Below are 12,847 nucleotides of genomic sequence, written 5' to 3'. Positions count from 1 at the left end.
ATTTCGCACTTTATGTGACAAGCAGACGCACCCGTTTGGTGCGTAGGAAAGGTCTGAAACGGCTGTCAGAGACGGTTTTGACCGCCTCTGACATCCGGTTGAGTGAGTCAGGGCACCTGGACTTCGATCAGGCCATCGGCACTCATGCTCACTTCGCTGGTTCCGGCTTCGATATCCGGCGCCGGCGCGGATTCATCGGCGGCGCCCTTGGCCATCATCGCCATTGGCGCGTTACGCAGGTAAGGGCGTGGGTAACCGCTGCTGTTGAGGTTCAGGCTGACCACCTTGTAGCCTTTGCCGCCCAGGGCATCGGTGGCCAGTTGGGCACGCGCCTTGAAGGCGGCGACGGCATCCTTGAGCAACTCGTCTTCATTGGACTTGCGTGTGGCCGGGGCAATGGAGAAGTCCATGCCGCCCATCTTCAGGTCTTGCAGCAGGTCACCGGTGAGCTTGGACAGGGCCGGGAAGTCGGCGCTTTCCAGGCGCAGTTCGGCGCGCTCGCGCCAGCCGGTGATCTTCTGGCCCTTGGTGTCGTAGATCGGGTAGCTGTTGCGGCTGCCCTGGCTGATCTTCACGTCCTTGACCTGGCGGGCCTGCTGCACGGCCTTGTTCATGGTTTCGGTGATCTCCTTGGCCAGCTTGCCCGGGTCGGTGTTCTGCGCTTCGCTGTACAGCGTCACGACCATCAGGTCACGCGCCACTTCCTTGCTGACTTCGGCACGCAGCGACACCTGGTTATAGCGTGGCTCGTCGGCCGCCAGGGCCGGCAGGCTGGCGAGCATGCCGCAGGACAGGGCAACGGCGGCGGCGCCGCGACGGGTAATGTGCATGTGGAACTCCTTGGCAGGGTAAGGCGTGGGTGAGCAGATCCGTTCCACGCATGGCCGATCAGACCGGTGACAGTGTAGAGGGTTCAAAAGTGCCATCATGAATCTATGACAAAGTGTGGCGCTTTGCCGCATCGCTGCAGTGGAGCGCCCGGCTTCGGTATACTCCAGCCGATTTTCCTGGAGCACTCAATTGGGAGAGCTCATGCTCGCCGTCGCACATCCGTTGTCCGCCACACGCCAGAACCTCTGGCGCCTGACCTTCATCCGCATCCTCGTCCTGGCGGCCCAGGCCGGCTCGGTAGGCGTGGCCTACTGGACCGAGCTGCTGCCGCTGCCGTGGTTCTCGCTGGCAGTCACGCTGGCCCTGTCGTCGCTCCTGTGCGCGTTCACCGCACTGCGCCTGCGCCTGTCGCTGCCGGTGACCGAACTCGAGTACGCCCTGCAGCTGGCCTGCGACCTGCTGATCCACAGTGCCCTGCTTTATTACTCGGGCGGTTCGACCAACCCCTTCGTCTCCTATTACCTGGTGCCGTTGGCCATCGCTGCGGTCACCCTGCCGTGGATCTACTCGTTGGTGCTCTCGGGCATCGCCCTGGTCGCCTACAGCCTGTTGCTGGTGCAGTACTACCCGCTGGAGACGCTGCCGCTGGCGCGCGACACCATGCAGGTCTACGGCATGTGGCTGAGCATCGCCCTGGCCGCCGGGGTGATCACCTTCTTCGCCGCGCGCATGGCCGAGGAGTTGCGCCGTCAGGAGAACCTGCGTGCCGAGCGCCGGGAAGAAAGCCTGCGCGACGAGCAGTTGCTGGCCGTGGCCACCCAGGCCGCCGGTGCTGCCCACGAACTGGGCACACCGCTGGCGACCATGAGCGTGCTGCTCAACGAAATGCGCCAGGACCACGCCGACCCGCTGTTGCAGGAAGACCTGCAGATCCTTCAGGACCAGGTCAAGCTGTGCAAGGAAACCTTGCAGCAACTGGTGCGCGCTGCCGAGGCCAACCGGCGCCTGGCGATCGTCGAGCAGGATGTCACCGCCTGGCTCGACGAGGCGCTCAACCGCTGGCACCTGATGCGCCCGGAAGCCAGCTACCGCTTCCAGCGCCTGCGCGACGGCGTGGTGCCGCGGCTGACGCCGCCGCCGGACCTGACCCAGGCCCTGCTGAACCTGTTGAACAATGCCGCCGATGCCTGCCCGGACGACCTGGAGGTGCGCCTGGATTGGGACGCCCAGGACATCGTCATCAGCATCCGCGACCATGGCCCCGGCGTGCCGCCGGCCATCGCCGAAGCGATCGGCAAACCTTTCATTACCACCAAGGGCAAAGGCTTCGGCCTGGGCCTGTTCTTGAGCAAGGCCAGCGTGACGCGTGCGGGCGGTTCGGTGAAACTCTATAGTCATGAGCAGGGTGGCACCCTGACCGAATTGCGCCTGCCCCATGGCAAGCGAGGAGATGCATGATGAGCGAAGAAAACCAGGTCGAAGGCGAAGAGCTGCCGCACCTGCTGCTGGTGGATGACGACGCCACCTTCACCCGGGTGATGGCCCGGGCGATGTCGCGTCGTGGGTTCCGTGTGAGCACCGCGGGTTCCGCCGAGGAAGGCTTGAAACTGGCCGAGCAGGACCTGCCCGACTACGCCACGCTGGACCTGAAGATGGAGGGCGACTCGGGCCTGGTGCTGTTGCCCAAGCTGCTGGAGCTGGACCCGGAGATGCGCGTGGTGATCCTGACCGGTTACTCGAGCATCGCCACGGCGGTCGAGGCAGTCAAGCGCGGGGCCTGCAACTACCTGTGCAAACCGGCCGACGCCGACGATGTGCTGGCGGCGCTGCTCTCGGAGCATACCGACCTGGACACGCTGGTGCCGGAAAACCCGATGTCGGTGGACCGCCTGCAGTGGGAGCACATCCAGCGCGTGCTGGGCGAGCACGAGGGCAATATCTCCGCCACGGCGCGGGCGCTGGGCATGCACCGGCGCACCTTGCAGCGCAAGCTGCAGAAGCGTCCGGTCCGACGCTGAAGTCCACTGGGGGCGCTGCGCGCCCCATCGTCGCGGTTCGTCGCCACGAAAGGGCCACGTAGTGGCCCCCTGCGTTTTGTCAGGCTTTTTCTCCCGAGCGGTCAACCCGTACCGCCAGCTGTCCTGCTCCCGATGGTGCCTCGAACGCTACCTGTCCGCCTGCCGGCACTTTCGCCCGGCCAATCACCTTGCCATCACGCAGCAATTCCAGCGGCATGCCTTCCATCGACTGGCCCGAAGCCAGTTCCAGTTTGACCTTGATATTCATCGGTGACCTCCTTGTCACGCGTTGCGATCGATATAGAGAGTGGTCTTGCCGTCCAGGCTGGCAATCAGCTCCGGTGAACCTCCGCGGAACTGGCGGAACAGGTTGCGCCCGCGTTGCTTGCCGTCCGCCGGCACCTGCACGCTCGGGTGGAACTGGTCGGTGAGCTCGGCATAGCCGCTCCATGGGCCAATGTACGACTCGTTGAGCTGGTCGGTGATGCTGAAGGCATAGCGCACCGCGTTGCCCCGTTGCCAGTTCAGGCCATCGGGCTCACGGCGCTCCCAGCCGGTGATCACCGGCGAGGTGGCAGGGGCATCGATGAAACCGGTGGGCTTGTTCGGCTTGTAGTCCTTGAGCAGCAGGTAGGTGCTCCAGCCCCACCAGTCGCCGATGCGGTTGCGGTCGTTGAGGTCGTTGACGTCCTTGCGCCGCAGCACGGCCTTGCCGTCCTGGAAGTACAGCGCGGCGAAGTTGCCGGGCACCAGGTCCTGTTCGGCGGCGTGCAGGTCGGGCGCCAGGCGCAGGGCCGAAAAGTCCTTGGCCTGGGGCACGCGGCCCTCGGCGAAAGCCTGGAACACTTCATCGGCCGAGCGCTGTACGGCGCGCGCCACTTGACGACGGTTGGCCACATCGACGCTGTCGAAATAGCGCTTGTCGCCGTAGGCGCGCCATTGCTCGCCCTCGGCATTGCGCACGGCCAGGCCGTACTTGCTGTCCTCGTCGTGCATGAAGCGCGAGATCAGCGAGCCGACGTCGCTCGGCGCGACGGTATCGGCCAAGGCCTTGCGCGGTACCCGCAGGTGGCCGGCGGAGAACAGATCGGTGAGGAAGTGGTCGGCGAAGGCGTTCATCGCATAGGCCAGTTGCAGGTCGCGTTCGGCGCCGCTGGCGCGGGCTTTCAGCGCCTGTTGCAAGGCCGCGGCGTGGCCGGCCTGGTAGGCCAGCAGCGCCCAGGGGCCGAAGTGGTCCCAGTTGCTGGCGGCCAGCTTCAGGTAGCGGCCCAAGGGGAACAGGTCGGAGGCGAAGCTGCCGCCGCCGGTGATGCGGTTCCAGCGTGCCGACAGGCTGTCGCCCAGTGCGTCATAGGCTTCATGGGGCTGACGGCCGTCCTTGATGGCCTGGTTGGCGGCGCGGATTTCTTCCTGCATGACCGCGAGGATCTGTTCGGCTTCCGCCTTGGCCGCCGGCAGGCGCGCCAGGGAGTCGAACGCCTGGATGAAGCGCTCGACTCGTTCGGCGTCGGTGCCGCCATCGGCAATCGGGCGCTCGGGCACCCCATAGAAGTCGCCGCCCAGGGCGATCACCTGGCCATAGGTCAGGTTCAGGCCGTTGGGCAGCGGCAATGGTGACTGATGGGCGGGGGTGCCTGGTTGGCCTGTCTCGTAACGCAACAGGGTGTTGTCGCCGATGGCGGTGTGTTCTGCGCCTTCGAAGAATAGCTCCGGGCCGCGCTGCGCAGCGTTGCCGCCAGCCGACGGTGGCGCAGGGCGGTGATACTTGAGGGTGTGGTGGCCGTGCATGACCAGCACCAGATGGCTGTCGGGGCCGGGCAGGGCGATGCCGTGCTCATCGAACAACTGGTCGAGGTCAGCGACCACCAGCGTGGCCTGGGCTTTCATGGCCGCAGGCGCTGTTTGCATTCCTGACATGATTTGCTCCTTGCAATGTCTGGATAATCCATTTTTATACTGTATGCATATACAGTAATATGCATCATATGCAGGAAATTTCCTACGTCAAGCCCCCTTTGTGCTGGCATCTGGCAGCTGTGGCGGGCGCAAGCCCCCGGCTCTCACGTATGATTGCCCTCCTAACCGCATTTCCCGGGACCACGTTGCATGCTTGCCCTTCTCATCCAGACACTGAACATCACGGCACCTGTATTCGCCATGCTGTTCATGGGCGTGCTGCTCAAGCGCATCCGCTTGATCGACGACAACTTCAACCGGGTCGCCTCCAAGCTGGTGTTCAACGTGTGCATGCCGGCGCTGCTGTTCCTCGGCATCTACCACGCCGACCTGGCGTCGGCGGTAAAACCAGGGGTGATGCTCTACTTCGTCGGCGTGACGCTGGCATGCTTCGGCCTGGCCTGGGGCCTGGCGATCTGGCGCTGCCCGCGGGCCGACCGCGGCGTCTACACGCAAGGCGCGTTTCGCGGCAACAACGGCGTGATCGGCCTGGCACTGGCGGCCAGCCTGTATGGCGACTACGGTATATCCCTCGGCGCGGTGCTGGCCGGGCTGGTGATCCTCATGTACAACTCGCTGTCGGCGGTGGTACTGGCGGTGTACAGCCCGGATCTGAAGTCCGACCCGTGGAGCATCTGCAAGAGCATCTTCAGCAACCCGTTGATCCTCAGCGTGCTGGTGGCAACACCCATGGCCTACGGCCAGGTGCCGCTGCCCAACTGGCTGCTGACCTCCGGCGACTACCTGGCCCAGATGACCCTGCCGCTGGCGCTGATCTGCATCGGCGGCACCCTGTCGCTGGCGGCCCTGCGCGACAGTGGCAGGCTGGCCGTCGATGTCAGCCTGGCGAAGATGGTCTGGCTGCCGCTGCTGGGCACCCTGGGTGCCTGGCTGTGCGGGTTCCGTGGCGCCGAGCTGGGCATCCTGTTCCTCTACATCGCCAGCCCCACTGCGGCGGCCAGCTATGTGATGGCGCGGGAGGCCAACGGCAACCATGAACTGGCGGCGTCGATCATCGTGATCACTACACTGATGGCCGCCGTCACCACGAACATCGGGATTTTCTTCTTGCAATGGGGTGGATGGATCTAGTGTGGTGTTTCACAAATAACGACCATAACTCGAGGCTTTTTATTGGTCGTATTTGCAAAACACCACACCAGCTCAGTTGCAAGCAAAACCAATAACACTGCCTCACCTAAAGGACACTTCATGCAAGACCAGAGCACGCCCGAGCGCTTGCAGCGCGGGCTGAAGAATCGTCATATCCAGCTGATCGCGCTGGGCGGGGCCATCGGCACCGGGCTGTTCCTGGGCATCGCCCAGACCATCCAGCTGGCCGGCCCGTCGGTGCTGCTGGGCTACGCCATCGCCGGCCTGATGGCCTTCCTGATCATGCGCCAGCTGGGCGAGATGGTGGTCGAGGAGCCGGTCGCCGGCAGCTTCAGCCACTTCGCGCACCAGTACTGGAGCGAGTTCGCCGGTTTCGTCTCGGGCTGGAACTACTGGGTGGTGTATGTGCTGGTCGGCATGGCCGAACTCACGGCCGTGGGGATCTATGTGCAGTACTGGTGGCCGGACTTCCCCACCTGGGCCACTGCGGCGATCTTCTTCGTGGTGATCAACGCCATCAACCTGACCCAGGTGAAGGTATATGGCGAAATGGAGTTCTGGTTCGCCCTGGTCAAGGTGGTGGCCATCGTCAGCATGATCGGTTTCGGCGCCTGGCTGCTGAGCAGCGGCCACGGCGGGCCGGATGCCAGCGTCGCCAACCTGTGGCAGTACGGCGGCTTCTTCCCCAATGGCGTCACCGGGCTGATCATGGCCCTGGCGGTGATCATGTTCTCCTTCGGTGGGCTGGAGCTGGTGGGCATCACCGCCGCCGAGGCGGCCAACCCGCGTGAGAGCATCCCGAAGGCGACCAACCAGGTGGTCTATCGCATCCTGATCTTCTACATCGGCGCGCTGGCCGTGCTGTTGTCGCTGTACCCCTGGCAGAAGGTGGTGCAAGGCGGCAGCCCGTTCGTGATGATCTTCCACGAACTGGACAGCGATCTGGTGGCGACCATCCTCAACATCGTGGTGCTGACTGCCGCGCTGTCGGTCTATAACAGCTGCGTGTACGCCAACAGCCGCATGCTGTTCGGCCTGGCCACGCAGGGCGACGCGCCGCGCCAGCTGCTCAAGGTCAGCCGCCGTGGCGTGCCGCTCACCGCGCTGGGTGTATCGGCGTTCGCCACCGGCCTGTGCGTGCTGATCAACTACCTGATGCCGGGCGAGGCCTTTGGCCTGCTGATGGCCCTGGCGGTGTCGGCGCTGGTGATCAACTGGGCGAGCATCAGCATCACCCACCTGAAGTTCCGCAAGGCCAAGCTGGCGGCCGGCATCACGCCGTTCTACAAGAGCCTGTGGCACCCGCTGAGCAACTACCTGTGCCTGGCGTTCATCGTGCTGATCCTGGTGGTGATGTACCTCACCCCGCCAATCCGTATCTCGGTGATGCTGATCCCGGCCTGGATCGCCGTGCTGTGGGTGGCGTTCCGGATGAAGAAGGCACGTCAGGCCTGATGTGCTCCATGTCGGTTTCAGGATCGCAGTGGCGATAACATCGCCACTGCCAACCACGAAACTCGCATTTCTTGCTCTTGCTCTTGCTTCTAAGCGCACGGTAGCTCAGGCGCCGCCGATTGCGACTTCAGGAGGCCGAGTGCAGGGCTTGCGTAGGGAGGCGACGGGCATGGATGCCCGTCGAGCGCCGATCAGGCCATGGATGGCCCGTCGGCGCGTACTCCCGGAGCAAGCCCGGAGCGAGGGAACCCCGGAGCGCAGCGCAGGGGCCGTATGAACGGAGCCGAACGGTTTTGCCTCCTTTTCCCAAGAGCAAAGGAGGTCGCCGTAAAGGCGAAAAGGTGACTAAAAGTCGACATCTTCAAAGAATGTTGATGTAAAACTCAAAACAACCACTTAAACATCCCCACCCGAGACCTTGCCCCACCCCCACCAACCCGCTATCGTCAAGCAATTCATCCGATGACTGGACGTAAGCCACCCGTGACCCCGCTCATCAAACGCAGCCTGGTAGAACAAGCCGTAGACCAGCTCCGCGCGCGCATCGCTCAGGGCACCTGGTCAGTAGGCCAGCGCCTGCCCACCGAACCAGAGCTGGCCAGCGACCTGGGCATAAGCCGCAACACCGTGCGTGAGGCCATGCGCGTTCTGGCTTTCAGCGGCCTGGTGGAAATCCGCCAGGGCGACGGCAGCTACCTGCGCACCGCCGTGGACCCGCTGCAGGCTGTGCAGGTGATGTCGCGCTGCGCCGTCGAACACGCCCGCGAGACCCGCCATATTCTTGAAACACAAGCCATCGGCCTGGCCGCGTCGCGCCGCACCGACGCCGACCTGCAGGCGCTGCGCGAAGCCCTGCAACACAGCGCGCAGCACTACCACGGCGATGTGGATGCCTATGTCGAATGCGACCTGGTCTTCCACCAGCGCCTGGTGGATGCCGCCCACAACCCGGCCTTGAGCGAGCTGTACCGCTATTTCTCCGGCGTGGTCGGCGCGGCCCTGCAGCACAACATGACGACCGTCCCCCGTTGCCAGGCCGTGTTCGACCTGCACGGGCAGATCCTCGACGCCCTCGAACAACGCGATCCGGAGCGGGCCAAGCACCTGAGCCGGACCCTCATCGAATCCTGACCACGAGAAGGCCATGGCCGAACAACTGACCCGCAACACCGCACCCCGCGAGGCGGACCTCGAAGAACTGCTGATCGACGCCGAGGCCGACGATGAGCAAGTCCAGCAACAGCCCGTGGTGCTGCGCCGGCCCTGGCTGTTGCTGCTGGGCCTGGTACTGGTGGCGCTGAACCTGCGTCCGGCGTTGTCGAGCATGTCGCCCGTACTCGGGCAGGTGTCCGAAGGGCTGGGGCTCAGTGCATCGCAGGCGGGGCTGCTGACCACCTTGCCGGTGCTGTGCCTGGGGCTTTTCGCGCCGTTGGCGCCGATCCTGGCACGACGCTTCGGCAGCGAACGGGTCATCCTCGGCATCTTGCTGACCCTGGCGCTGGGCATCCTGGTGCGCAGTGCCCTGGGGGCCACCGGCGTGTTCCTCGGCAGCCTGATGGCGGGTGCGAGCATCGGCATCATCGGCGTGCTGTTGCCCGGCATCGTCAAACGCGATTTCCCACAACATGCAGGCACCCTGACCGGCGTCTACACCATGGCGCTGTGCCTGGGCGCGGCAATGGCCGCGGGTGCCACGGTGCCCTTGACCCGCCACTTCGATGACAGCTGGGCGCTGGGGCTGGGCTTCTGGGTGCTGCCGGCGTTGCTGGCGATGCTGGTGTGGCTGCCGCAGTCCCGCCAGGGCCATGGCGTGCACAAGGTGGCCTACCGGGTGCAGGGCCTGTGGCGTGATCCGCTGGCATGGCAGGTGACCCTGTACATGGGCCTGCAGTCGTCGCTGGCCTACATCGTGTTCGGCTGGTTGCCGTCGATCCTGATCGGCCGTGGGCTGAGCCCAACCGAGGCGGGGCTGGTGCTGTCCGGCTCGGTGATCGTGCAACTGGTCAGTTCGCTGAGCGCGCCATGGCTGGCGACGCGCGGCAAGGATCAGCGCCTGGCCATCGTGGTGGTGATGCTGGTGACCCTGGGCGGGCTGTTCGGCTGCCTGTACGCGCCGCTGGAAGGGCTGTGGGGCTGGGCGATCCTGTTGGGGCTGGGCCAGGGCGGCACCTTTGCCCTGGCGTTGACCTTGATCGTGCTGCGCTCCAAGGACGCCCATGTGGCGGCCAACCTGTCGAGCATGGCCCAGGGCGTGGGCTACACCCTGGCCTCGATGGGGCCGTTCGCGGTGGGGCTGGTGCATGACCTGACCGGGGGCTGGGGCGCGGTGGGCTGGATCTTCGCGGTACTGGGGATCGGTGCCATTGTGTTCGGCTTGGGTGCCGGGCGTGCGTTGCATGTGGGTGTGGTCAGCGAGCGGGTCTGAGGTCTGCTGGCATCTGGTTCGGGCTCCAGCACCATTCATGGCGCAAATGGCTGTGGCGCCAAAGCCGGGCCCGGACTATCTTGCGCTTCTCGAGCCCAAGCACGGATAACCGCCAATGAGCGATGCCAGCAGCGCCCTGATCACCCGTTTCTACCAGGCCTTCCAGCGCCTGGACGCCGAGGCCATGGTGGCCTGCTACAGCGACGACATCGTTTTCAGCGATCCGGTCTTCGGCACCTTGCGCGGGCAGGATGCCGGGGACATGTGGCGCATGCTCACCCGCCGCGCCAAGGACTTCACCCTGACCTTCGACAACGTGCGCAGCGACGAACGCGGCGGCGGCGCGCATTGGGTGGCGACCTATCTGTTCAGCCAGACCGGGCGGGTGGTAGTCAACGATATCCAGGCGCGCTTCGTGATTCGTGACGGGCTGATCTGCCAGCACGACGACAGTTTCGACCTGTGGCGCTGGACGCGTCAGGCCCTGGGTATGCCGGGCGTGCTGCTGGGCTGGTCGCCGATGGTGCAGAACAAGGTACGCCAGCAGGCGTTCAAAGGCTTGCGCGCATTCCAGCAGGCGCGCTGAGGCGTTAAGCTGGCGGCCTTCTTCCGTTGCACCGAACCGAGCCGTGAGCGAAACAGCGCCTTCCCCCGACTGCAAACCCTGGTACGTCTATCTGGTGCGTGCCGCCAATGGCTCGCTGTACTGCGGTATCAGCGACGATCCGCAGCGGCGCTTCATCAAGCACCAGAAAGGGCAGGGCGCGCGGTATTTCAAGACCAGCCCGGCGCAGGCGCTGGTGTATGTGGAGCAGTGGCCGGACAAAGGCGAGGCGCTGCGCCAGGAGCGTTTGGTGAAGAAGCTGCGCAAGGCGGCGAAGGAGGCGTTGGTGGCCTCCTATATTGGTGTCGCCACGGCCCCATGACACGTTGCGGCGCCTTGGCCATGCATCCCCTGGCGCCGCATAGCCCCGCGATCTTTCTAGTGCTTCATGCCGAGTTCGGCATCATCCATCAGCGCCTTGGCCAGGGCGCTCAGGTAATACGACGCCCAGAGCAGCTGGGGCTTTTCTTCCATGATCCCGGTGATGGTCAGGTCGCGTACGCAGCCCATCAGTTCCGAGGCCTGGTCGCGGGCGTGCTGGCAGGGGATGCCGGGCTCGATGCAGAACAGCGGGTCGGTCATGCCTTCGCCCTGGTAGAACTTGGTCTTGCCGGCGGTGGTGGGGATGTTGTCTGTGGTCATGGTTGTTCTCCCTGAAATGGTCGGTGCCTGTGCGGGCGCCATCGCGGGGCAAGCCCGCTCCCACGCCAGGACTTCGCAGTACTTCGCTACGTGGGAGCGGGCTTGCCCCGCGATCTGGCTTAATGCAACGTCGGTGCCTGTGCCGGCATCTGTACCTGGATCAACGCCGCTTCGAGCAACACACGCAGCGACTCCATCTCATGCATCGACGCCATCATCAGCACGGCGGCCGGCGACCTGGGTTTGAGCTGCACGGCATGATGGGCCACGGTCAAGGCGCACTGGGCGTACTCGGTGGCCTGGATGAGGGTGTCTTCGAGGGAATGAGGGTTGTGGGGTGGATCGGGGACAATCTTAAGCATTGGCTTGGCTCTCTCAGAAGGGCCACCACCAACTGCTGTCAAACAAGTGGGTGGCAGCTATGCGTGGGTTGACAGACCGGTGAGAGAACCTGACCCGGCGCACACGAGGTGCCCCACGCACAACCGCCATAGAGCGAGCCATGCGGAAGGTTCTCAGCGGCCTGTCAAAGCCGGTCGCTGAATGTGCAGCGACCGTCCGAGACTAGAGGCCAACCCAGAGCACCGCAATGGCTTGAAAGGGGTTGGAAGTATGTTTGGGAAATGGACTACAGGGAATGGGGAAAGTCTTATAAACAGACGATCTGTCCCAGGTCGCCGGAGGGCGCAATGCGCCCCCGACCTTCTCAGTCCTTGCGCCGTTTCAGCTGATCGATCAGCTGGGTCGGCAGGCCTTTGATGACCAGCGTCCCGGCTTCTTCGTCATACTCGACCTTCGAGCCGAGCAGGTGCGCCTCGAAGCTGATCGACAACCCCTCGGCACGCCCGGTGAAGCGGCGGAACTGGTTGAGGGTGCGTTTGTCGGCCGGGATCTCCGGCGACAGCCCATAGTCGCTGTTGCGGATATGGTCGAAGAACGCCTCGGGGCGGTCTTCGTCGATCAGGCTGGAGAGCTCTTCCAGCGTTACCGGCTCGCCCAGCTTGGTCTGGGTGGTGGCGTAGTCGACCAGGGTCTGGGTCTTCTCGCGGGCGGATTCTTCCGGCATGTCCTCTTTCTCGACAAAGTCGCTGAAGGCCTTGAGCAGGGTGCGGGTCTCGCCCGGGCCATCCACGCCTTCCTGGCAGCCGATGAAATCGCGGAAGTAATCCGAGACTTTCTTGCCGTTCTTGCCCTTGATGAACGAGATGTACTGCTTGGAGTTCTGGTTGTTCTTCCACTCGGACAGGTTGACCCGCGCCGCCAGGTGCAACTGCCCCAGGTCCAGGTGGCGCGAGGGCGTCACGTCGAGCTCGGCGTTGACCGCCACGCCTTCACTATGGTGCAGCAGGGCGATGGCCAGGTATTCGGTCATGCCTTGCTGGTAGTGGGCGAACAGCACGTGGCCGCCAGTGGACAGGTTGGACTCTTCCATCAGCTTCTGCAGGTGCTCGACGGCCACGCGGCTGAAGGTGGCGAAGTCTTTCTCCCCGTCCTGGTATTGCTTGAGCCAGCCGCTGAACGGATAGGCCCCGGACTCGCCGTGGAAGAAGCCCCAGGCTTTGCCTTGCTTGGCGTTGTAGCTGTCGTTGAGGTCGGCCAGCAGGTTCTCGATGGCGTCGGAGGCCGCCAGTTCGCTGTCGCGAGCATGGAGCACGGCGGGGCTGCCATCGGGCTTCTTGTCGATCAGGTGAACGATGCAATGACGGATTGGCATGGAATTCTCGGTGATAGGAGCGGTGAAAAGCCGCGCTGCAAAAGGCGTTCAGTTTAACCCAGGGCGAGGGTGGTGCAGTGGCCAGATGT

At 64.3% G+C, this 12,847-nt stretch carries 14 protein-coding genes; 8 read left to right on the top strand and 6 right to left on the bottom strand.

The window, feature by feature from the left end; all coding sequences use genetic code 11:
- Positions 1 to 107 precede the first annotated feature (107 nt).
- Positions 108 to 830, bottom strand: coding sequence for an SIMPL domain-containing protein (locus KHO27_RS17445; RefSeq protein ID WP_102684911.1), 723 nt, complete (start codon positions 828 to 830; stop codon positions 108 to 110).
- Between the two features lie 202 nt (positions 831 to 1,032).
- On the opposite strand from KHO27_RS17445, the gene KHO27_RS17440 reads away from it, so the two are divergent.
- Both KHO27_RS17440 and KHO27_RS17435 read left to right on the top strand, forming a co-directional pair.
- Positions 1,033 to 2,289: an ATP-binding protein gene (locus tag KHO27_RS17440; RefSeq protein WP_110699899.1), complete on the top strand. Its 1,257-nt coding sequence runs from the start codon at positions 1,033 to 1,035 to the stop codon at positions 2,287 to 2,289.
- On the top strand, positions 2,289 to 2,849 hold the full coding sequence (locus KHO27_RS17435; protein WP_023632665.1) for a response regulator transcription factor: 561 nt from the start codon (positions 2,289 to 2,291) through the stop codon (positions 2,847 to 2,849). Before KHO27_RS17440 ends, KHO27_RS17435 begins: the two co-directional genes overlap by 1 nt.
- A 79-nt stretch (positions 2,850 to 2,928) precedes the next feature.
- Here the strand turns inward: KHO27_RS17435 and KHO27_RS17430 are convergent, their stop codons facing one another.
- Positions 2,929 to 3,117 carry a hypothetical protein gene (locus tag KHO27_RS17430; protein WP_102684909.1) on the bottom strand — a complete coding sequence of 63 codons (189 nt, stop codon included), beginning with the start codon at positions 3,115 to 3,117 and terminating at the stop codon, positions 2,929 to 2,931.
- 14 nt (positions 3,118 to 3,131) lie between these two features.
- On the bottom strand, positions 3,132 to 4,766 hold the full coding sequence (locus tag KHO27_RS17425; protein ID WP_214500544.1) for a phospholipase: 1,635 nt from the start codon (positions 4,764 to 4,766) through the stop codon (positions 3,132 to 3,134).
- Positions 4,767 to 4,955: 189 nt separating this feature from the next.
- Here KHO27_RS17425 and KHO27_RS17420 point away from each other — a divergent pair, with 189 nt between their 5' ends.
- The 6 genes from KHO27_RS17420 to KHO27_RS17395 all read left to right on the top strand — a co-directional run bounded on the left by KHO27_RS17420 (position 4,956) and on the right by KHO27_RS17395 (position 10,724).
- A complete protein-coding gene (locus tag KHO27_RS17420) occupies positions 4,956 to 5,897 on the top strand; it encodes an AEC family transporter (RefSeq protein ID WP_110699896.1) in 942 nt (313 codons plus the stop codon).
- Between the two features lie 120 nt (positions 5,898 to 6,017).
- The gene (locus KHO27_RS17415; protein ID WP_046854285.1) at positions 6,018 to 7,373 is read left to right on the top strand and encodes an amino acid permease; all 1,356 of its coding nucleotides are present in this window, start codon (positions 6,018 to 6,020) and stop codon (positions 7,371 to 7,373) included.
- A 483-nt stretch (positions 7,374 to 7,856) separates the two neighbouring features.
- On the top strand, positions 7,857 to 8,504 hold the full coding sequence (locus KHO27_RS17410; protein ID WP_250888372.1) for a FadR/GntR family transcriptional regulator: 648 nt from the start codon (positions 7,857 to 7,859) through the stop codon (positions 8,502 to 8,504).
- Between the two features lie 13 nt (positions 8,505 to 8,517).
- Positions 8,518 to 9,798: a CynX/NimT family MFS transporter gene (locus KHO27_RS17405; protein WP_214500543.1), complete on the top strand. Its 1,281-nt coding sequence runs from the start codon at positions 8,518 to 8,520 to the stop codon at positions 9,796 to 9,798.
- A gap of 115 nt (positions 9,799 to 9,913) precedes the next feature.
- Positions 9,914 to 10,384 (top strand): nuclear transport factor 2 family protein, encoded by a 471-nt coding sequence (locus KHO27_RS17400; protein WP_214500542.1) that lies wholly within the window; start codon positions 9,914 to 9,916, stop codon positions 10,382 to 10,384.
- A gap of 43 nt (positions 10,385 to 10,427) precedes the next feature.
- Positions 10,428 to 10,724 carry a GIY-YIG nuclease family protein gene (locus KHO27_RS17395; protein WP_102685471.1) on the top strand — a complete coding sequence of 99 codons (297 nt, stop codon included), beginning with the start codon at positions 10,428 to 10,430 and terminating at the stop codon, positions 10,722 to 10,724.
- A 56-nt stretch (positions 10,725 to 10,780) separates the two neighbouring features.
- On the opposite strand, the gene KHO27_RS17390 is transcribed toward KHO27_RS17395, so the two are convergent.
- From KHO27_RS17390 to yejK, 3 genes are all read right to left on the bottom strand, one after another.
- The gene (locus tag KHO27_RS17390) at positions 10,781 to 11,044 is read right to left on the bottom strand and encodes a DUF3077 domain-containing protein (protein ID WP_214500541.1); all 264 of its coding nucleotides are present in this window, start codon (positions 11,042 to 11,044) and stop codon (positions 10,781 to 10,783) included.
- Positions 11,045 to 11,163: 119 nt separating this feature from the next.
- The gene (locus tag KHO27_RS17385; protein ID WP_214500540.1) at positions 11,164 to 11,406 is read right to left on the bottom strand and encodes a hypothetical protein; all 243 of its coding nucleotides are present in this window, start codon (positions 11,404 to 11,406) and stop codon (positions 11,164 to 11,166) included.
- A 344-nt stretch (positions 11,407 to 11,750) separates the two neighbouring features.
- A complete protein-coding gene (yejK, locus tag KHO27_RS17380) occupies positions 11,751 to 12,758 on the bottom strand; it encodes a nucleoid-associated protein YejK (RefSeq protein WP_214500539.1) in 1,008 nt (335 codons plus the stop codon).
- Between the last annotated feature and the right edge of the window lie 89 nt (positions 12,759 to 12,847).

It is taken from the genome of Pseudomonas sp. RC3H12, assembly GCF_018596375.1.
Lineage (GTDB): Bacteria > Pseudomonadota > Gammaproteobacteria > Pseudomonadales > Pseudomonadaceae > Aquipseudomonas.
Note: the sequence above shows the minus strand (reverse complement) of the source record. Positions and strands in the feature narration are given on the sequence as shown.